This is a genomic window from Aeromonas sp. QDB56 (assembly GCF_027705505.1).
GTDB classification, from domain to species: domain Bacteria; phylum Pseudomonadota; class Gammaproteobacteria; order Enterobacterales; family Aeromonadaceae; genus Aeromonas; species Aeromonas caviae.
This window is the reverse complement of sequence record NZ_JAPDBZ010000028.1, coordinates 16,096-35,965: the sequence shown is the minus strand read 5'-3', so window position 1 is coordinate 35,965 and position 19,870 is coordinate 16,096. Positions and strand designations below refer to the sequence as shown.

At 62.0% G+C, this 19,870-nt stretch carries 20 protein-coding genes and 1 pseudogene; 8 read left to right on the top strand and 13 right to left on the bottom strand.

Going from position 1 to position 19,870, the window contains the following annotated elements:
- Positions 1 to 373: 373 nt before the first annotated feature.
- The 3 genes from ftsX to ftsY all read right to left on the bottom strand — a co-directional run bounded on the left by ftsX (position 374) and on the right by ftsY (position 4,140).
- On the bottom strand, positions 374 to 1,327 hold the full coding sequence (gene ftsX, locus OKB81_RS06940; protein ID WP_270664209.1) for a permease-like cell division protein FtsX: 954 nt from the start codon (positions 1,325 to 1,327) through the stop codon (positions 374 to 376).
- Positions 1,327 to 1,995 (bottom strand): cell division ATP-binding protein FtsE, encoded by a 669-nt coding sequence (ftsE, locus tag OKB81_RS06935; protein WP_270664207.1) that lies wholly within the window; start codon positions 1,993 to 1,995, stop codon positions 1,327 to 1,329. Before ftsE ends, ftsX begins: the two co-directional genes overlap by 1 nt.
- Before the next feature lie 222 nt (positions 1,996 to 2,217).
- The gene (gene ftsY / locus OKB81_RS06930; RefSeq protein WP_160838425.1) at positions 2,218 to 4,140 is read right to left on the bottom strand and encodes a signal recognition particle-docking protein FtsY; all 1,923 of its coding nucleotides are present in this window, start codon (positions 4,138 to 4,140) and stop codon (positions 2,218 to 2,220) included.
- A gap of 110 nt (positions 4,141 to 4,250) precedes the next feature.
- Between ftsY and rsmD the strand changes: the two genes are divergently transcribed.
- On the top strand, positions 4,251 to 4,880 hold the full coding sequence (gene rsmD / locus OKB81_RS06925) for a 16S rRNA (guanine(966)-N(2))-methyltransferase RsmD (protein WP_029313522.1): 630 nt from the start codon (positions 4,251 to 4,253) through the stop codon (positions 4,878 to 4,880).
- A gap of 108 nt (positions 4,881 to 4,988) precedes the next feature.
- Positions 4,989 to 5,303 carry a DUF1145 domain-containing protein gene (locus OKB81_RS06920; protein ID WP_010672600.1) on the top strand — a complete coding sequence of 105 codons (315 nt, stop codon included), beginning with the start codon at positions 4,989 to 4,991 and terminating at the stop codon, positions 5,301 to 5,303.
- Positions 5,304 to 5,336: 33 nt separating this feature from the next.
- Here OKB81_RS06920 and OKB81_RS06915 read toward each other — a convergent pair whose 3' ends face one another.
- Positions 5,337 to 5,702, bottom strand: coding sequence for a YijD family membrane protein (locus OKB81_RS06915; RefSeq protein WP_010672599.1), 366 nt, complete (start codon positions 5,700 to 5,702; stop codon positions 5,337 to 5,339).
- 19 nt (positions 5,703 to 5,721) lie between these two features.
- Positions 5,722 to 6,342, bottom strand: coding sequence for an HTH-type transcriptional repressor FabR (fabR, locus tag OKB81_RS06910; RefSeq protein ID WP_010672598.1), 621 nt, complete (start codon positions 6,340 to 6,342; stop codon positions 5,722 to 5,724).
- 149 nt (positions 6,343 to 6,491) lie between these two features.
- On the opposite strand from fabR, the gene OKB81_RS06905 reads away from it, so the two are divergent.
- A complete protein-coding gene (locus OKB81_RS06905; RefSeq protein ID WP_160838421.1) occupies positions 6,492 to 7,610 on the top strand; it encodes a fatty acid desaturase in 1,119 nt (372 codons plus the stop codon).
- Positions 7,611 to 8,295: 685 nt separating this feature from the next.
- Here the strand turns inward: OKB81_RS06905 and OKB81_RS06900 are convergent.
- Positions 8,296 to 9,549: a phospholipase D-like domain-containing protein gene (locus OKB81_RS06900; RefSeq protein ID WP_134997724.1), complete on the bottom strand. Its 1,254-nt coding sequence runs from the start codon at positions 9,547 to 9,549 to the stop codon at positions 8,296 to 8,298.
- A 75-nt stretch (positions 9,550 to 9,624) separates the two neighbouring features.
- Here OKB81_RS06900 and OKB81_RS06895 point away from each other — a divergent pair, with 75 nt between their 5' ends.
- Positions 9,625 to 9,786: a hypothetical protein gene (locus OKB81_RS06895; RefSeq protein WP_010672595.1), complete on the top strand. Its 162-nt coding sequence runs from the start codon at positions 9,625 to 9,627 to the stop codon at positions 9,784 to 9,786.
- A gap of 5 nt (positions 9,787 to 9,791) precedes the next feature.
- Here OKB81_RS06895 and OKB81_RS06890 read toward each other — a convergent pair whose 3' ends face one another.
- From OKB81_RS06890 to tatA, 3 genes are all read right to left on the bottom strand, one after another.
- Entirely contained in the window at positions 9,792 to 11,213 is a 1,422-nt protein-coding gene (locus tag OKB81_RS06890; protein ID WP_160838419.1) for a lytic transglycosylase F, read from the bottom strand.
- A gap of 216 nt (positions 11,214 to 11,429) precedes the next feature.
- Positions 11,430 to 11,732, bottom strand: coding sequence for a YfcZ/YiiS family protein (locus OKB81_RS06885; RefSeq protein WP_010672593.1), 303 nt, complete (start codon positions 11,730 to 11,732; stop codon positions 11,430 to 11,432).
- Between the two features lie 10 nt (positions 11,733 to 11,742).
- Positions 11,743 to 11,907: a twin-arginine translocase TatA/TatE family subunit gene (gene tatA / locus OKB81_RS06880; RefSeq protein ID WP_010672592.1), complete on the bottom strand. Its 165-nt coding sequence runs from the start codon at positions 11,905 to 11,907 to the stop codon at positions 11,743 to 11,745.
- 292 nt (positions 11,908 to 12,199) lie between these two features.
- On the opposite strand from tatA, the pseudogene OKB81_RS06875 reads away from it, so the two are divergent.
- Positions 12,200 to 13,177: pseudogene (locus tag OKB81_RS06875) on the top strand (LysR substrate-binding domain-containing protein).
- Positions 13,178 to 13,238: 61 nt separating this feature from the next.
- On the opposite strand, the gene OKB81_RS06870 reads toward OKB81_RS06875, so the two are convergent.
- Positions 13,239 to 13,838, bottom strand: coding sequence for a YhgN family NAAT transporter (locus tag OKB81_RS06870; protein WP_010672590.1), 600 nt, complete (start codon positions 13,836 to 13,838; stop codon positions 13,239 to 13,241).
- A gap of 101 nt (positions 13,839 to 13,939) precedes the next feature.
- Positions 13,940 to 14,185 (bottom strand): YecH family metal-binding protein, encoded by a 246-nt coding sequence (locus OKB81_RS06865; RefSeq protein WP_039040405.1) that lies wholly within the window; start codon positions 14,183 to 14,185, stop codon positions 13,940 to 13,942.
- 208 nt (positions 14,186 to 14,393) lie between these two features.
- Between OKB81_RS06865 and OKB81_RS06860 the strand changes: the two genes are divergently transcribed.
- Entirely contained in the window at positions 14,394 to 15,677 is a 1,284-nt protein-coding gene (locus tag OKB81_RS06860; protein WP_041214291.1) for a dicarboxylate/amino acid:cation symporter, read from the top strand.
- Positions 15,678 to 15,692: 15 nt separating this feature from the next.
- Here OKB81_RS06860 and OKB81_RS06855 read toward each other — a convergent pair whose 3' ends face one another.
- Positions 15,693 to 16,007, bottom strand: coding sequence for a putative signal transducing protein (locus OKB81_RS06855; RefSeq protein ID WP_010672587.1), 315 nt, complete (start codon positions 16,005 to 16,007; stop codon positions 15,693 to 15,695).
- A gap of 240 nt (positions 16,008 to 16,247) precedes the next feature.
- Positions 16,248 to 17,150: a LysR family transcriptional regulator gene (locus OKB81_RS06850; RefSeq protein WP_010672586.1), complete on the bottom strand. Its 903-nt coding sequence runs from the start codon at positions 17,148 to 17,150 to the stop codon at positions 16,248 to 16,250.
- A 97-nt stretch (positions 17,151 to 17,247) separates the two neighbouring features.
- Here OKB81_RS06850 and OKB81_RS06845 point away from each other — a divergent pair, with 97 nt between their 5' ends.
- Positions 17,248 to 18,300: an HlyD family secretion protein gene (locus OKB81_RS06845; protein WP_039040403.1), complete on the top strand. Its 1,053-nt coding sequence runs from the start codon at positions 17,248 to 17,250 to the stop codon at positions 18,298 to 18,300.
- Positions 18,300 to 19,853: a DHA2 family efflux MFS transporter permease subunit gene (locus tag OKB81_RS06840; RefSeq protein ID WP_270663681.1), complete on the top strand. Its 1,554-nt coding sequence runs from the start codon at positions 18,300 to 18,302 to the stop codon at positions 19,851 to 19,853. Before OKB81_RS06845 ends, OKB81_RS06840 begins: the two co-directional genes overlap by 1 nt.
- Positions 19,854 to 19,870 lie beyond the last annotated feature (17 nt).

The following is a 19,870-nucleotide window of genomic DNA, read 5'->3' as shown; positions in this document are numbered from 1 at the left end:
TATGGATTTAGGGACTCAGAATACTTTTTTCTGAAAATCAAGGCGGCCTTCCCCGGAAAGCCGCGATGAACCAAAAAAAAGGGGTCACAGTAAAGGACCCCTGAAAAGTAGCATGCTAAGTCCATTGTTGCGGAGCTCGCAACCTTCACATGCTTGCCAAGTCAGACGAGCAAGGCATAGGGGCCATACCCGTATTCATTCTGCTGCAGTCAATAGACCATTGATAAATCAAAAGGTTCAGAGGATCCACATATGATCCTCGGCGCAGACACCATTCAGATTACTCTGAGAAAGTGGCCCGTGCCAGAAACGGGCCACTCTTTTACTTGATCCAGTTCGCAAAATCCAGCGCTTTAAAATGCTGACAAATTAATCAGGACGGTTCTATGTCGCGAATGTGTCTGTGTACCGAGAACCAGGAGGCGATCAACCCCAGCAGGGCGCCCAGCAGTATGAGATTGAAGCCGTCGAACGCCCCCATCCCCACCAGACGGAAGTTGCTGTTGTAGAGCCCCGCCAGCTCCTTCACCACCCCCTCGCTCCAGATCACCATCACCTCGGTCAGCCACCAGGCCAGCATGCCGCCAATGACCCCGAACCAGATGCCCGTATAGAGGAAGGGACGGTGGATGAAGGCATCGGTCGCTCCCACCAGCTTGAGCACTTCAATCTCGGAACGCTGGTTCAGGATATTCAGGCGCAGGGTGTTGCCCACGATCAGCAACACGGCGGAGAGCAGCAACACCGCGATACCTGTAATGGTGTGGCGCAGCAGGTTCATGATCCCCTGCAACCGGGTCAACCACTGCAGATCCAGCTTGCCCTGCTCGATACCGGGCTCGTTCTCTAGCTTGGCGAGCAGCTCGGCGGCCCCTTCGGGATTCTGCCAGCGCGGATCCGGGATCACGCTCAGCACCGGCGGCAGCGGGTTGCTGTCCAGATAATCCAGGGCATCACCGAAACCGGAGATCTGCCGAAATTCCCTGAGCGCCTCGTCACGGTTCATATAAGTGACGGACTCCACTTCCGGATAGAGCAGGATCCGCTGCTTCATGTCGAGGATGCTCTGCTCCGGCAGATCCTTGCGCAGATAGAGGGAGATCTGGGAGCTGGTCTGCCAGCTCCCCTCTACCACTTCGGCATTCTTCAGCAATACGTGGAAACAGGAAGGCAGCGCCAGACTCACGCCAAGCACTGCCAGGGTCATCAGGGAGGCGAGCGGGTTGCGCCACAGCTCACCCAGGCTGGCAAAGGCCTGACGCACATGATCCACCCCATACATCATCAAACGACGCAACGGCGGCTGTTTATGACGAACAATAGCCATCAGCGATCCTCCCCGGACGAATACATGCGACCCGCCTTGAGGGTCAGGGTGCGGTAGCGCATCCGGGCGATCAGCCCCAGATCGTGAGTGGCAATCAGCACGGAGACGCCGAAGCGGTTGAACTCCTCGAACAGGCGCATGATGTCCATGGAAAGCTGGGGATCCAGGTTGCCGGTCGGCTCGTCCGCCAGCAGCAGGGGGGGTTTGTTGACGATGGCACGGGCGATGCCGACCCGTTGCTGCTCACCACCGGAGAGCATGCGCGGCTGGTAGCGCTCCTTGCCGAGCAGCCCGACCTTGTCGAGCGCCGCCGCCACCCGCTTGTTGATGTCCCCATGGCTGTAGCCATCGATCACCAGGGGCAGGGCGACGTTGTCGAACACGGTACGATCCATCAACAGGCGGTGATCCTGGAAGATCATACCGATCTGGCGGCGCACGTAGGGGATCTGACTGCGCTGGATGTGGCTGACGTCATCGCCGTGGAAGAAGACGCGGCCGTCGGTCGGTCGTTCCATCACGCTGATGAGCTTGAGGAGGGTACTCTTGCCCGCCCCCGAATGGCCGGTCAGGAAGGCCATCTCCCCCTTGCGCAGGTGAAAACTGACCTTTTGCAGCGCTTGATGACCGCCACTGTAGACCTTGCTGACCTTGTCAAAACAAATCATAACGGTTCCCTGAGATTGACAAACCCCGACCGGGATAAAGCATGGGGCGCTCACTCCCCCGTACCGGCACAACACCTAGATGACAACACCGGTCACAACCATGCCACATGTCATCCTTGTCCGGATGAGCCATGCCTGCGCCCTCATAGTGACATACCCCGACCGGAGTCGGGGTATGGAACACATGCTTGTCACGGCCGGGCCGGCTCATGTCAGCCGGATTTATTCTTCGCGGCTGAAGAGCGCCTCGATGAAGTCGTTGGCGACGAACGGGCGCAGATCGTCGATCCCCTCGCCCACCCCGATGTAGCGGATCGGGATCTGGAACTTGTCGGCCACCGCGAAGATGACACCCCCCTTGGCGGTACCGTCCAGTTTGGTGAGGGTGATACCGGTCAGGCCCACCGCCTCGCTGAACAGCTTGGCCTGGCTCAATGCGTTCTGGCCGGTGCCTGCGTCCAGAGTCAGCATGATCTCGTGGGGCGCGGCATCGTCCAGCTTCTTCATCACCCGCACCACCTTCTTGAGCTCCTCCATCAAGTTGCTCTTGTTCTGCAGGCGGCCGGCGGTATCGGCGATCAGCACGTCAGCCCCGCGGGAGCGGGCAGCCTCGATGGCGTCATAGATGACGGAGGCGGAGTCGGCACCGGTGTGCTGGGCAATCACCGGAATGTTGTTGCGCTGACCCCACACCTGCAGCTGCTCGACCGCAGCGGCACGGAAGGTATCGCCAGCGGCCAGCATTACGCTCTTGCCCTCGGCCTGGAACTGTTTGGCCAGCTTGCCGATGGTGGTGGTCTTGCCGACGCCGTTCACACCGACCATCAGGATGACGTAAGGCTTCTTGCTGGTGTCGATCACCAGGGGCTGCTCGACCTTGGCCAGCATCTCGCCCATGTCCTGTTTGAGCAGACCGTAGAGCGCCTCGGCGTCCTTGAGCTGCTTGCGGTCCGCGTGCTGTACCAGCCCCTCGATGATGCGGGTGGTGGTGTCGACGCCAAGATCGGCGGTCAGCAGCTGGGTCTCCAGCTCTTCGAACAGATCGTCATCGATCTTCTTGCCGCTGAACAGGCCGAAGAAACCGGAACCGATATTCTCCCTGGTACGCACCAGGCTGCGTTTGAGGCGGGCAAAGAAGCCCTCCCGCTGCGGCTTCTCCTGAGTGTCGTCGTCCACCTTGGCGGCCAGCGGCAGAGCGGCCAGCGCGGCGGCCTCAGCCTCCATCGCGGCGACCAGACGCAAATCTTCCGCTCTCTGGGCCTCTTTGGCGACACGAGCGTCCTCGGCAGCCTGAGCTTCGGCGGCAATACAAGCCTCTTCCGCAGCGCGAGCTTCGGCGGCAATACGAGCTTCTTCTGCTGCACGGGCTTCGGCAGCGATGCGAGCTTCTTCTGCAGCGCGAGCCTCGGCGGCAATACGGGTCTCTTCTGCAGCGCGAGCTTCGGCGGCAATACGGGCTTCTTCTGCGGCGCGAGTCTCGGCGGCGATGCGAGCCTCTTCCGCAGCGCGGGTCTCGGCAGCAATACGGGCCTCTTCTGCAGCGCGAGCCTCGGCGGCAACACGAGCCTCTTCCGCAGCGCGAGCTTCGGCGGCAACACGGACCTCTTCTGCGGCTCGGGCTTCGGCGGCAACACGAGCCTCTTCCGCAGCGCGAGCTTCGGCGGCAACACGGGCCTCTTCTGCAGCGCGAGCCTCGGCGGCAATACGGGTCTCTTCTGCAGCACGAGCCTCGGCGGCAATACGGGCCTCTTCTGCGGCGCGGGCTTCGGCGGCAACACGAGCCTCTTCCGCAGCGCGAGCTTCGGCGGCAACACGGGCCTCTTCCAAAGCGCGGGCTTCGGCGGCGACAATGGCTTCTTCTGCGACCTGAGCTTCGGTTGAGATCAAGGCCTCATTGACGATGACGGGCTCAAGCTCGCCCTCCGGCTCTTCCACAACCAGAGGGCCTTCGTCAGGGCCGCTCAGCAGCGCTTCGGGCTTGGCGGCGGGGGCATCAGCCGGGGCAACATCGGCGACAGGCGCGGGAACAGCGGCGGCCTCCGACTCGACTACCGCCGGGGTAGCGTCGGGCGCCTGCGATGGAACGGCCTCAGCCTCTTCTTTCTTGCGGCCGAAACCCAGCCAGGAAAACAAACCTTTTGCCATCTAAAAATACTCACATCAAAGGCTGACTGCTAAGATAGCCGTCCCTCGGCGGGTCGGCATAAAAATGAACCGCCTTATACTATCACTTTATTTTCTGACGACGAAACGCGATGCCCAGAGTGAAATCCAGCCGTAACAGCCCGAGCAAGAGCCCGGCCCCCCAGGGGCGAGCGGGCGTGGTACGAATCATCAGCGGCCAATGGAAGGGGCGCAAACTCCCCGTCAGGGATGTGGAAGGGCTCAGACCCACCACGGATCGCGTCAAGGAGACCATCTTCAACTGGCTGGCTCCCCACGTGCGCGGTACCCGCTGTCTGGATCTGTTCGCCGGCAGCGGCGGGCTGGGGCTGGAAGCCTTGTCCCGCTATGCCGAACAGGTCACCCTGATCGAGATGGACAGAGGCGCCGCCGACCAGCTCAAGAAGAACCTGACGACCCTGGGCAGCAGCCAGGGGCAGGTGATCCAGGCTGATGCCGTGAGCTGGCTGCAAGGCCCGGCCACGCCGTTCGATCTGGTCTTTCTGGACCCACCGTTTCGTCGCGAGCTGCTGCCCCAGGTGTGCGAGCTGCTCGAGCAGCGCGGCTGGCTGGCATCCGATGCCCTCATCTATCTGGAGCGGGAAAAAGAGATGGCCGATCTGGCGCTGCCCGCCAGCTGGAAACTACTCAAGGACAAGCAGGCGGGTCAGGTCTGCTATCAGCTCTATCTGCGGGACACCAAGCATGACGCTGCTGTTTAAAGGGGAGATGGGCACAGTCCCCTTCTCCGTCAATTTGGACAACGGCTCAAGGACAAGCAGGTCGATCACATCAGGCCTGCTATCAACTCTATGTACGGGAGGTAAACGATGAAGCGGGTGTTTAATCTGTTGGCGATGGGGGTGCTGCTGTTCTTCTGGTTCGGTGTGGCACTCGCCCTGCTGGGCACCCTGCCGGGCAAACTGAACGGCTTTCTGCCGGTGTGCGGCGTCATCGTGATATTGATGCACTGGGTACAGGCCAGCATGATCAAGGCGGCCTGCAAACCCTACTTCGCGGTCACTCGTCTCGAATTCACCCAGGTGCTGATCTTCGGGGTGTTCGGCATGATGGATATCCGCACCAAGCTGCAGGCCATCATAGACGCCAGGAAGAAGGGAGAGACTCCCCCCAGGGCCGACTAGGCCACCCCCGGCCCGACCAGAAGGAGTGATTCGTCACTCCTTTTGCGTTTTTCCGAGGCTGATTCCCAGCTTGATGGAGAGAGCGGCGAGCAGCAGCAGCATGGCAATGAGGGAGAAGAAGTTGCTGCCAAGCTCGGGGTACTGCACCTTGACCAGGGCAGAATGGCCGAACACGCCGATAAAGAAGCAGAGCAGGATGCAGCTGGGTGTGTTGCCCACCATGGGCTCATGGCGATAGTGCTGATAGAGCTGGCTGGCCGCCAGCAACAGGGCGATGAGGGGGTAGAAGGAGAAGGGGACGACCGACTCCGTCAAGGCCGACAGAAAGGCATCGCCACAGATACCGATCAGCAGGGCCAGCACCAGGGGCTTCTTCGGAATCGCGTTCGGTTCATGCATGAGGCTGTCCATCCTTGCGTTATGTGAGAGATTCGTGGCGCTTGCGGTTCTGCACCTCGGCGCCCATGGCGATCATCCGCAACTGGCTGATGGTGCGCTCCGACAGTGCCTTGCACTCTTCCGGAGTCATGTCGAGGGCGTCTGCACCGGCGCTGAAGACGATGGTCACCATGGCCTCGGCCTGGATATAGGCCTCTTCCCGTGGCGCCTGCGTGGTGGCTTCCAGATAATCGGTCAGCTCGGCGATGAAGTGCTGGATCTCCCGGGCCACCGCCTGACGGAATGCAGCCGAGGTGCCGGAGCGCTCGCGCAGCAGCAGCCGGAAGATGTTCGGGTTGTTTTCGACGAATTCCATGAAGGTCTGCACCGAGGTGCTGATGACGCTGCCACCACCGGCAATGCGCTGGCGCGCCTGGCGCATCAGTTGGCGCAGGGTCAGCCCTCCCTCGTCCACCAGCGTCAGCCCCAGCTCTTCCATGTCCCGAAAGTGGCGATAGAAGGAGGTCGGCGCTATGCCCGCCTCTCTGGCCACTTCCCGCAGGCTGAGGTTGGAGAAACTGCGGTTGGCGCAGAGTTGACTGAACGCCGCCTCGATCAGCGTACGCCGGGTTTTTTCTTTTTGTTGCGCGCGAATACCCACGAAAACAGTCACCTTGAGATTAGCGAGGCCAGATGATAACCCGAAGGCGGGGCCGGGATCAGGTTTGTCTCCGACTTTTTTACCATTGACCCGCATTCCGGCTCAATGGAGAATAGTGAACAGCTGTTCGCTGAAAGGAGCCGAGTGAAATGGACCGCCCCCCGATCATCATGACCAACACCCTGCTGTTCGCCCTCTCCGGGCTCACGGCACTGATAGCGGTCCCCTGGTATGGACTGAGCCAGGGCTACGACCTCTGGCAGTGGCTCTGCTTCCTGCTGCTGTTCTGCTATTGCGGCATCTCCATCACCGCCGGCTACCACAGGCTCTGGTCCCACAAGTCCTACAAGGCGCACCCGGCCCTGCAATGGATCTTCGCCATCGGAGGCGCGCTCGCCCTGCAAAACTCGGCGCTGCACTGGTCCTCGGATCATCGCCGCCACCACCGCCACGTGGATGACAACCAGAAGGATCCCTACAGTGCGGGTCGCGGCTTCTGGTACTCCCACATCGGCTGGATGCTGCGGGAATACCAGCGCGATACCTACCACGACTACAGCAATGTACGCGACCTGCAAAACAACCCCGTGGTCGCCTTCCAGCACAGGCACTATCTCGCCCTGGCTCTGGTCACCAACATCGGCATTCCGCTGCTGCTCGGCCTCCTGCACGGGGATTTGCTCGGCATGATGCTGCTGGCCGGGGTGCTGCGCATGGTGATGACCCATCACACCACCTTCTTCATCAACTCCCTGGCCCACATCTGGGGCAGCCAGCCGTTCACGGATCGCAACAGCGCCCGGGACAACGGCATCCTGGCCTTCTTCACCTTTGGCGAGGGCTATCACAACTTCCATCACCTGTTCGAGAACGACTACCGCAACGGCATTCAGTGGTGGCAGTTCGATCCCACCAAGTGGCTGATCCGCACCGCCGCCTGGTGCGGGCTCGCCAAAGACCTGAGATCCTGCCCGGAGGAACGCATCGAGCAGGCCAGGCTGGAGATGCAACTCAAGCGCGCCCAGGCCAGAGTGCACCAGCAGGACGACAGGGAACGCTGGCAGGCACTGCTGCAGGAGGAGTACGACAAGCTGAGCCTGCAGATCCAGCACTACTATGCCAGCCGCAAGTCACTGCTGGAGCAGCGCAAGCGCACAGCCCTCGCACGCTACGACAGGCTCAGGCTGCAACTGGAGTACCGCACATTGCGAGACGGTTTCCTCGTTGCCAAGCGCAACTGGAGTCGTCTGCTGGCGGGCCTCGCCTGATCGCCGAGACATCACGCAAAAGACCGCCAGCAGGCGCAATGCTGTTCACTTAAGAGAATTTGAGTTCCAGTCCACGTAGTATCAGGGCTAAAAATGAGGGAGGCATGATGCCTCCCTCTTTCTATTGCAAGCCACGCTGGATAAAGGCTGAAGGAACATCGACTGGAAACAGCCTTGCTCCCCCAACTCAAGTCGCATTTATGAATAATTAGTCAAAAATGTGCTTATCTGAACAGCATTGCGCCAGCAGGCGGTCTTTTTGATTGGGCAAGCAGACGGCGGGCATAAAAAATGGGGCAACATTCGCATGTCACCCCCTCGCAAATAGCATGTTCCATATTGGGCTCCCGCAACCACGGGGGTCTGTCTGGCATCACGGGTTTCCGCTCCCGATCCGCCTCGCCTGCCGGAGCAATCCGGTTGGCCCATTTCCCCTGTTGCCGTCACCCACACGGCAGACCAGCCGCCGTGTTTGTCCTTGCACTCGAGATACTACGCAGTTAAATAAAATAAAAAACCGTTCTACACGCACCTCTATGCAGTCGAGGCCCCTGGATTGTTACTGCGCTCTTAATATAAATCGATTAAAAACAATACGATGCAATCCAGCCCCGTCTTTGGATGGCAAACGTTATCCTCGAAGGCGCACAAAGCTTTGCGAGATCTCGCACAAGGCGGATCCCACTCACAACCAACGATGCAAAGGTAACCAATCGCTCAATTGCGCCAGCAGGCGCCGCCATGCAGAGGGGGACGCCGCCACCGGGTGCACGGCCTGCTGCAACCAGCCATCGATGAGTTGCTGCAACTCGTCGCACAACCTCGGGCTATGGAGGTGCAGCATCAACTCGGTGTTGAGCATCAGGGAGCGGGGATCCAGGTTGAAACTGCCGAGCAGCGCCTCCTCCTTCCCCATCAGGATCAGCTTGGCATGCAGACTGAACGCCTCCGTCGTCAGCTCGAACAGGGTGACCCCCTGACGCTCGAGCCAGGGGCGGTGACGTCGATAGGCGCCATAGACCAGGGGCACGTCCGTGCTGGCTAGGGAGTTGGTCAGGATCTCGATGTCGACCCCCTGCCGTCGCTGCCCCTTGAGCCGGCGACGCAGCCCCCGTGTCAGGATCAGGTAAGGGCTCACCAACCTCAGGGCCCCCTGATTGCTCGCCAGCATGCGTCCCAGCAGGGGCGCCGTGGTCGGCCGGGCGACCAGCCCCTTGCCGGGGCGATCGAACCAGCACAGCCCTCGCCCGGGATGCCAGCAAAGGGGAACGGGGCACTCATCAAACAGAGTGGCCGGCAGATCATAGGCGGCCGCCATGGCGGGGTCGGTCAGGGTCAGCAGGAAATCGTTCAGGGCCCGGGTTTCGGCTGGCAGCAAGGGGCGTCTCAACAGGCGACGGACCGGGTGGCTCCAGCGACTGTGCCAGAACAGCGCGAACCCCTGCTCGGCCTGCTGGCAGAGGGGGCCGCGGCAGACCAGATCCAGGTCGATGAAGTGAGGCGGCATCCCCAGCCCGAAGTAACGATCACCGATGTTGCGCCCGCCGATCACCGCCTGGCTGCCATCCACCAGCAGCAGCTTGTTGTGCATCCGGTGGTTGATGCGGCGAAAGCTCAGCACCCCTTCCAGCAGCAGGGTCAGAAGACGCCAGCCCCGCAGCCAGAAGGGGTTGAACAGGCGCACCTCGATGCCCGGTTCCGCCGCCACCGCCTCCAGAAAGCGGTTCTCCCCGCCGTAGAGATCGTCGATGAGCAGTTGCACCACCACTCCGCGCCGGGCCGCCCGCACCAGCTCCGCCAGCAGCAGCTTGCCGCTGCCGTCCTCTTCCCAGCTGTAATACTGGGCGAGGATCCGGTGGCGAGCCTGGCGGATCAACTGGCATCGGGCCTTCAGGGCGGCGCCGGGATCGGCGAGCAAGGCAAAGTCGGCGGGGATCAAGGGTCATCTCCCTGTCATCTGGTGGTGGCATAACCCAGACAACCGCCCCGATAGCCCAGTGTCAAGGAGCCGATGATGGAACTGCGCGACCACCCCTCCCTCAGTCAGAGACCTCATGCCAGCCAACCGGATCCCACCCCGGCCAGGCTGTTGATGCCCTGGTACCAGCAGCACCGGGATCTGGGCTGGGAACCCCTTGCGCAGCATCACGAGGATCCCCTCCCCGGCCAGCATTGACAGGCTCAGGGCTGCACCGCCTCGATGGCCTCTGACTTGCCCTCCAACTGGGGCAGGCTGAAACGGTAGGCCACGTAGTATTTGTAGATGGTGCCAACGTAGTTGATGGGCCCCTGGCCCACGTCGTTGGCCACCAGCTGCTCCACATTGCCGAACCAGACGTTCGGATCCAGCCCCTTGTCGGCCGCCTTGGCCTGCAATGCCTGGACCCGGTTCGGACCCGCATTGTAGGCGGCCAGGGCGAACAGATGGCGATTGAGCCTGTCCATCCCGGGATCATTGAAGTAGGTGTCCAGGATGAGCCGCATGTAGCGACAGGCCGCCTCCACATTGCCCTCCAGACTGGTGAGTCTGGCGCCGCGGATCCCCACCTCCTTGCCGGTGCTCGGCAGCAATTGCATGATGCCGACGGCCCCCCGGTGAGAGCCGACATTGGGATTGAGCCCCGACTCCTTGTAAGCCAGCGCGGCCAGCATCAGCCAGTCCAGCTGATACTTGTCCGCCTGGGCCTCCAGTACCTTGCGAATGGTCGACAGTCGCCCCAGCGGGTCCGGCGCCAGTATGTTGCTCATGCGGTCGCTCTGCGCCAGCAGGCGGCGCAATGTCATGTCACTGTAGAGGGTCCGCTTGCTCGACTCCGAGATGTAGGCGTTCACCGCCTTGAGCAGCTCCGGGCTGTTGTTGCGCAGGGCCCAGGCGCTGCGCCCCTTGTCCCGCAGCGGAATCAGCCTGTGGGCCTTGAGGCCGCCAATCATGTCGAGCCAGATCCGCCCCTTGAAGCTGTCGGTGACCGTCAGCGGAATGATCCCGGCTGACACCATCTCCAGCAGGTCCCCATCCTGCAGGTATTCGGGAACCGTCTCGATGTAGACCGGGGGCAACCCCAGCTCCCGAAACAGCCAGTTGAGCTGGTGCAGGCTCTCGAAATAACTGGAGCTGGCACGCACCCAGATCCGCCGGCCGGACAGCTGGGTGATGCGATTGAAGGCAGGGAGCTCCCGCTGGCTCACCACCCACTCCTCGATGGGGGTGATCAGCGGCTGGGAGAAGGTCACCTGCTCGCGCCGGGTGGGGGTGACCGTCAGGTTGGCGGCCACCAGATCCCCGCGTCCCTCGGCCAGATAGTCCAGCAGCTTGTCCTGGCGCACCGGGATATAAATGATCTTGAGCTTGAGCTTCTCCTTGGCCAGGTAGGTCTGGTTCAACCAGCGCTCGAATCCCTGAAGCTGATTGACCAGGATGCCGTACTGGGCTCCCTTGTCAAAAAAGAAAAACCCCCGCTCATAGACCACCAGGGCCCTGATCTCTTTTTTTTGCAGGATGTGTTCGAGATCACCGGCCTGGGGCAGCAACTGCGGCTTGAGATCCGCCGCCAGCAGAGGGAGAGAGCAGAGAGCCAGCAGGGCCCAGATCCATCGCCGCATCATGATTTAACCACCTCGCTGTGGGCCGGTGCGCACCGTCGGGTCTGTCAGAGAAGGCGCCTGCGCCAAGTCATGGGGCGTCGCGGGATCTTCTGCCGATCGGCGCATGCCGGACGGAAAACGGATCGTCCGTGGGATAACTCACTATACAACGCAAAGGGAGGGAAAAAGCGAGGGGCAGAGCAAGACGGCAGGCAAGCCTGCCGTGTCATCACGATCTCAGAGGGAGCGGGCGCGCATCTCGAAGATCAGCTTCTCGGCGGTACAGGTGAATTGCAGGCGGGCCTTCAGGATCACGCCATCAGGGCCTCGGCTCAGCTCGCTGCTGCTTTTGGCTTCGGCAGTGACCTGCTTGGCCAGCGCCTCGTAAGCTGCAAATTTCTCGCGGGCGTCGGCTTCTGCAGCGGCCTCGATCACCAGCTCCATGACGTCGTCACCTTCGCCGATGATGGTGCCAATTTCGGCGAAACAGCCGCAACTGTCACAGGTCTCGTTCAGTTCCACTTTCTCGTCTACAGACATACGTTCACTCCTACTTATTCCGGATATTGTCATCGTCGCGCAAGGCGTTGCGAAAATCCCTGATGGCAGTGCCCAGATCCTCACCGGCGCCAGCCAGGCGTTTGCTGCCAAACACCACGACGACGACCACGAGCAGGATCAGCAGATGCCAGATATGAATGCCACCCAGTCCCATAGGGAGACTCCTGACTGTTAGATACCTGGAGGTTGTATCAAAAGAAAGCGTATCGATTGTTGGGCAAAATCAAGGCAGGTGCAAGTTGGCGAAAAAATCGCGCAAAAACGGCGACGAGGCGCAAAAAAATACGGCGACCATGGGCCGCCGTATGAGTCGGTGCTACTTGTCCCCTCAACCGCTACATCCTGTACCAGCCGCCACCAGGGCGAGAGACCCGTCGAGCATAGGATCGCCAAGATATGAAAACAAATGGTATATATTCATCTAGGAATTGAAGAGGATTCATATCATGTTGCTGGAACAGCTTGCACGCATAGACCTTAATCTGTTGATAATCCTGCAAGTCTTGCTAGAAGAGCGCAACGGCAGCCGGGCTGCACGCCGTTTGCACCTGAGCCAGTCCGCCGTCAGCAAGGCCCTCGGGCGGTTGCGGGAGACCTTTGACGATCCCCTGTTCGTGCGCTCGGCCTACGGGATGGATCCCACTCCCCGCGCCCTGGATCTCCAGCAGCAACTGCAGCCCATACTGCTCTCCCTGGACAACCTGATCCAGCCGCCGGACTTCGATCCCGCCAGCACGGAGCGGGAGTTCGTCATCGCCAGCATGGACAGCGCCTTCACCCTGTTTGCCCCCCTCTACCTGAGCGAACTGAAGCGTCAGGCCCCTGGCATCCGCCTGCGCTACGAGGAGTAGACCGAACACAGCCTGACCGAGATGAGCCAGGGCCAGGTGGATATCGCCTTCACGGTGCGGGAGAACTGCATCAATTCGGATTTTCGCCTCGACACCCTGCCCAACGCCATCTGCCAGCGGTTGCTCACCATCGACGATCTCACCTGCCTGGTGCAGCGGGATCACCCTGCCTTGCAGGAGCCCGAGTGGGATCTCGCCCGTTACCTCGCCTACCCCCATGTGCAGACCTACTGCGAGGGGCGGGATCGCTGGATGCTGGATCACAAGCTGGCGGAGCAGGATCTCTATCGCCGGATCGAGGCGACCGTGCCCTCCTTCGAGGCGGCCCTGCGCATGGGCATGCACTCGGACATGATAGTGACCCTCTCCCGCCTCTACGCCCGCCACGCCACCCAGGTCTACCCCCTGGTGCCGCTGCCGCTGCCCATCGCCCTGGACAGCATCTCCCACCTGCTCATCTGGCATCAGCGCCACGAGGAGGATCCGGGCCATCGCTGGCTGCGGGAGACCCTGCTCGCCCTCATCATGGGCAAGCTGGAAACCTCGGCGGACGGCCCGGCCGCTGCCGCCTGACGCGCAAAAAAAAACGGGGCTCAAGAAGCCCCGTTTCACGTTGACATCAGCATTCGCCCCGTCAGTTCTGACCCGTCACCGCCAGATAGTGGTGTACCCCGTCCAGCAGCATCTGTACCGAGATCATCACCAGCAGCATGCCCATCAGCCGCTCCACCGCGGTGAGTCCTCGCTCACCCAGCAGCTTGTTGAACAGCTCGTAGAACATCAGGATCACGGCGCTGGCCCCCCAGGCCATCAGCAGGGCCAATGACCAGTCCACCATCCGGGTCGGCTCCTGGTTGGCCAGAAGCAGCAGGGAAGCCAGGATGGAGGGGCCCGCAATCATGGGGATGGCCATGGGCACCAGGAAGGGCTCCTCCCCCGCCGCCAGCCCGGTCACGCCACCGGGGCTCGGGAAGATCATCTTGATGGCGATGAGGAAGAGGATGATGCCCCCCGCGATGCTGACCGCCTCCTGACGCAGGTTGAGGAAGCTCAGGATCTGCTGACCGGCGAACAGGAAGCCCATCATGATCACCAGTGAAAACAACAGCTCCCGCAGCATTACCTTGCGTCGACGCTTGGGGTCGACATGGCGCAGGATGGAGAGGAAGACCGGCAGGTTGCCCAGCGGATCCATGATCAGAAACAGCATGACGGCAGCGGAGAATGTGTCCATAGAGCGCCCGGGCAGAACCTTTCAACAAGAGGGGAAGGAGGGCGAAATATAACAAAGGTGGCGGGATTCGGCGAGCGCCCCACCGCGCTCGCCGCTGGCGATCATCCGTGGTTGCAGATCTTGTCGGCGCGGGTCTGGAACCCTGACTCCGAGTCGATGAACTTGCCGCGCCTGGCCAGGAAGTCGATCAGGGCGTCGGCGTCCATCTCGCTGGCGCTGCAGGTGTGGAACCGGGCCTCGGCACCGAAGCGCGAGGCGATCGCCGCCCTGAGGCTGGCCCGGGTAAACGGACTCTCCTGCTCCAGCATCATCTCCATCACTTCGTGACCGTGTATCGATTGGGACATCTCGAACCTCTTTAATCATCATGTCAGATGACAATTAAAGCCCGAAGCCCGGAGAGGGTTCTTGATATAGGCCAACAAAACGCCTTTTTTAACGCCAGCGGGCTGGTCGTGAGCGCCGCTTTGTCGATAATGTGGCAACCTGACGGGGGGATGGCTACACTGTCGCCCCTTTTTGCCACCGCAGACAGAAAATAAGGACATTGGCGTCATGCTGTTCCATGGATTGGTCTTCAAACCCTGGCGGATCTGGACCCGTCGCCCGCTCTGGTTGAAGACCCTGCTCGGCATGCTGACCGGGATAGGTCTGGGGCTCTGCTTCAGCGAGCAGGCCCTGCTGCTCAAGCCCATCGGCGTCCTGTTCGTCAACACCATCCAGATGCTGATGGTGCCCCTCATCTTCTGTTCCGTCCTGGCAGGCCTCACCGCCCTGCTCAAGGGCAAGCGGCTCGACCGCATCGCCGGCAAGGCCATCGGCTTCTATCTCTGCTCCACCGCCGTCGCCATCTGCATCGGCCTGATGATGGGCTGGCTGCTGGAGCCGGGCATGGGCGCCAATATGGGTCCTTATGAACGGGGCGCCATGGCGCAGCAACCTACCCTGGCCAGCGTGCTGAGCCACCTGGTGCCGCGCAACCCGGTGCAGGCCATGGGCGATGGCAAGATATTGCAGGTGATCGTGTTCGCCGTGGCCCTCGCTCTCGCCCTCAACGCCACCGGACGACGCGGCCGCCCCGCCATCCTGTTCTTTACCTCTCTGGCGGAGGGAATGTTCAAGCTGACCCAGATGGTGATGGCCCTGGCCCCCTATGGCGTCTGCGCCCTGATGGCCTGGATGACCGGCAAGTACGGCGTCAGCCTGCTGTTGCCGCTGCTCAAGGTGATCGGCGCCGTCTACCTCGGCTGCCTGCTCCACGTGCTCGGCGTCTACAGCAGCCTGCTGCTCCTGATGGCGCGCCTCAACCCGTTGCACTACTTCAAGAGCATCGTCGATGCCCAGGCGGTGGCCTTCACCAGCAGTTCAAGCAGCAGCACCCTGCCCATCAGCCTGGCCTGCGCCGAACGCAGGCTCGGGGTCTCCCCCGCCATCACCGCCAAGGTGCTGCCCATCGGCGCCACCATCAACATGGATGGCACCGCCCTCTATCAGGGGGTCACCGCCCTGTTCGTGGCCCAGGCCTTCGGGGTGGATCTGCATCTGGTGGACTACCTGACCATCATCAGCATCGTCACGCTGGCCAGCATCGGCACGGCGGGCACACCCGGTACCGGGCTGATGCTGCTGACCCTGACCCTCACTGCCGTGGGACTGCCGCTGGAAGGGGTGGCGCTCATCGCCGGCATAGACCGGATCCTCGACATGGCGCGCACCACGGTCAACGTCTCCGGCGACATCCTGGTCTCCGTGCTCATCGCCCGCAGCGAGAAGGAGCTGGATCTCGCCACCTACCACGATGCCCATGCGGGGGATGACATCGACTTCACCCTGCGCTGAGGGCGCGAGGGGCGTTCAATGATCCTGGGGATCGTGATGGCAGCGCCAGCAGATATCGAAGTTGGCGCCGTTCTCCTCCCCGCACTGGCCGCACAGCCAGCCGTTGCCCTGGCGCTGCTGGTAGCGCTCGATGATCCGGCCCGCCCGCTGACGATCCCGCTCGTTCACCATCAGGGTCACTTGCAGCAGATCCACCGGCAGCTCCCCGAGCGCACCGGAGAGCCCTTCGCCGCTGAGGCGCACCCTGACTCCCTCTACCTCCAAGGCCCCTTTCAGGGCATGCGCCTCCAGGGAGTGAGAGGCGCGATACAAGTTAATCCACTGATCCATACGTTGTCCTCGAAACCCTTGCCAGTGCCGTCATCACTAGCACTACCATCATTCCAGGGCGAGCATCTTCCGGGAGCGAGATGCCCGATACAGATTCATCCACCGCTCCATACGTTGTCCTCGAAACCCTTGCCAGTGCCGTCATCACCAGCACTACCATCATTCCAGGGCGAGCATCTTCCGGAAGCGAGATGCCCGATACAGATTCATCCACCGCGCCATACGTTGTCCTCGAAACCCTTACAGCAGCTTGTCGATGCCGTAAGCCGGGCCGTTGGCCACCAGAAAATCGATGAATGCCCTCAGCTTGCGCGGCATCAGGCGCCGCTCGGGAAACAGCAGGTAGATAGGTACCCTGGGTTGCTGCCACTCCGGCAGCAAGGAGACCAGCGTCCCGTTCGCCAGCTCATCATGGCACAGCATGGCGGGCAGGGAAGCCAGCCCCAGCCCCGCCTTCGCCGCCTCCCTGGCACAGGTGATGTTGTTGACCTGGAAGCGGGACGGGGGATCCACCAGCACTTCGCGATCATCCAGCTCGAAACACCAGTGCGAGGCGAGGAACCCCGTGCTGACCGCGATCCGCTCGTGATGCACCAGATCGGCGGGCCTCTGGATCACCGGGTGGCGCGCCAGATAGTCCGGGCTGGCGCACAGCAGCCGCTCGGTACTCCAGAGACGCCGCGCCGCCAGGTTGGAGTCGCTCATGTCGCCGACCCGCACGATGGCATCCAGCCCCTCGCTGATGGGATCCACGATGCGGTTGGTCAGCTCCAGCTCCACCTTCATGCCCGGATAGGCTTGCAGGAAGTTCGCCACCAGCCTCCCCACCACCAGCTGTCCCGTCTCGATGGGCACCGCCAGCTTGAGGGTCCCTGTCACCTCCTGCTGGCTGGCACTGAGCATCAGCTCGGCCTGGGCCAGCTCCTCCACCGCCTTGCTGCAGCGTAGATAATATTGTTCACCGGCTTCCGTCAGGGTGAGCTGCCGGGTGGAGCGATAGAGCAGCCGTGCGCCGAGACGCTGCTCCAGCTCGGCGATGCGGCGGCTCACCGTCGCCTTGGTCATGCCCAGCTCCTGGGCAGCGGCGGTAAAGGAGCCCTTGTCGACGATACGAACGAGGATTAAGGCAGCATTCAGGTCCATTGTTTCACCAGTGAAACTGTATATCTCATGAATGGATACTAATCGAAACAGTTGCACGATGTTAGCCTGCCCGCCACAGTTCAGGAAAACCAATATCATGAGTCAACACAAGAAGATCCCCCTGCTGGCCGCCCTGGTGCTAGCCCTGCTCGGCCTGCTGTTTGCCGGTTACTGGTATCTGCATGGCCGCTACTTCGAGAGCACCGACAACGCCTACCTGCAAAGCGAGGTGACCGGCATCGGTTCCAAGCTCTCCGGCTACATCAGCGAAGTACTGGTGACCGACAACCAGGCGGTGAAGGCCGGCCAGCTCATCGCCCGGCTCGACGACCGCGAGTACAGGACCAAGGTGGCGGAGGCCGAGGCCGATCTGCACCTCAACCAGGCGACGGCGGATAACCTCGCCGCCACCCGTATCCAGCAGTTGAGCCTCATCCGCCAGGCCGAGGCAAAAGTCAGCTCGGCCAATGCCGAGCAGGTCCGGGCCCAGCAGCAGGTGCGCCGGGTCAGCCAGCTCAATGAGCGTCACTACAGCTCCCAGGACAGCCTGGACGAGGTGCGCGCCGGCTTGCAGGTCAACCAGGCCCAGGCACTGGAGGCCAAAGCCGCCTTGCAGGCCGCCCGCGAGCGGCTGCTGGTGCTGGATGCCGAAGCCAAGCAGAACCAGGCCAGGCTGGCATTGAGCGAAGCCCAGCTTGAACAAGCCAGGCTGGAACTCGGCTACACCGAGCTGCGAGCCCCGGCTGACGGCATCATCGGCAAGCGCAGCCTGCGGGAAGGGCTCTACGTCCAGTCCGGTATGCAGGTGGCCAGCCTGGTGCCACTGAGCCAGGTGTGGGTCGAGGCCAACTTCAAGGAGACCCAGTTGCAGCACATGCAGCCGGGCCAGAAGGTGGAGGTGATCCTGGATGCCTATCCGGATCAACCGGTCGAGGGGATCATCGACAGCCTCTCTCCGGCCACCGGCGCCAAGTTCGCCCTGCTGCCGCCGGAGAACGCCACCGGCAACTTCACCAAAATCGTGCAGCGGGTACCGGTCAAGATCCGTATCCCGGATCCGGGCGCCCTGGCGGGCAAGCTGCTGCCCGGCCTCTCCACCGAGGTGATCGTCGACACCCGCACCCCTGATCCCGTGGTGGCCGCCCACTGATGGAGGCCATACCACGCCGCAACTGGATCGCGGTCATGGGGGGCCTCATCGGCGCCTTCATGGCCATCCTCGACATCCAGATCACCAACGCCTCCCTGAAAGACATTCAGGGGGCGCTCTCGGCCACCCTGAGCGAGAGCTCCTGGATCTCCACCTCCTATCTGGTGGCGGAGATGATCGCCATTCCGCTGAGCGGCTGGCTGAGCCGGGGACTGAGCGTGCGGCGCTACCTGCTGTGGACCACGGGCGCCTTCATCGTCGCCTCCGTGCTCTGCTCGTTCAGCTGGAACCTCACCAGCATGATCGTCTTTCGGGCGCTGCAGGGCTTTACCGGCGGGGCCCTGATCCCCATGGCCTTCTCCCTCATCGTCAGCCTGCTGCCGCTGCACAAGCGAGCCACCGGCATGGCGCTGTTCGGCCTGTGCGCCACCTTCGCCCCCGCCATCGGCCCGACCCTGGGGGGCTGGCTGACGGAGCAGATGTCCTGGCACTACATCTTCTATCTGAACGTGCCGCCCGGCCTGCTGGTGATGGCCATGCTGGCCCACGGACTGGACAGGAAGCCGGTGGACTGGGAGGTGATCAAGCGGGTGGATCTCATCGGTATCCTCACCATGGCGGTGGGTCTCGGCCTCCTGGAGGTGGTGCTGGAAGAGGGCAACCGGGAGGACTGGTTCGGCTCGAGCTTCATCGTGCGGCTCACCGTCATCTCGGTGGTGGCCCTGGTGTTCTTCGTCATCAGCCAGTTGCTGCGCCGCCACCCCCTGGTCAACCTGCGGCTGCTGCACAACCCGCGCTTCGCCCTGGCCTGCTTCGCCTACCTGGTGCTCGGTATGGGGTTGATGGGCTCCATCTATGTGCTGCCCCTCTACATGACCCAGATCCACAATTACAACGCCCTGGAAATCGGTGAAGTACTGATGTGGATGGGGTTGCCCCAGTTGCTGGTGCTCCCCCTGGTGCCCAAGCTGACCCACAAGATAGATCCGCGCTATCTGGTGAGCTTCGGCTTTCTGGTCTTCGCCATCAGCTGCTTCATGAACGTGAACATGAATGCCGACTACGCCGGGCCCCAGCTGATCCAGTCCCTCATCGTGCGGGCCCTGGGGCAGCCCTTCATCATGGTGCCCCTCTCCCTGGTGGCGACCGCCAGCCTGACGCCGGACGAGATCCCCTCCTCCTCGACCCTGCTCAACGTGCTGCGCAACCTGGGGGGCGCCTTCGGCATCGCCATCATCGCCACCCTGATCGACAACGACACCCGGACTCATGTCAGCCAGATCGGCAGCACCCTGGCCGCCACCAGCATCGAGGGGCAGGCCTATCTGATGCAGTTGGCCCAGACCATGATGGCCCAGGGAGCCGGGCCGGAGCAGGCCCAGTTGCAGGCCCGGGCCATGCTGTCGAACACCATCAGCCGCGAGGCGGCCATCATGGCCTACAACCAGGTGTTCTACGTGATGGGTATCTTCCTGCTCGTCGCCAGCGCCCTGATGCTGCTGCTCAAGCAGCCGGCCCCGAGGGCCCCTGACGCAGAACCGGTCGAGGCGTGAAAGGTGGGGAGCACATA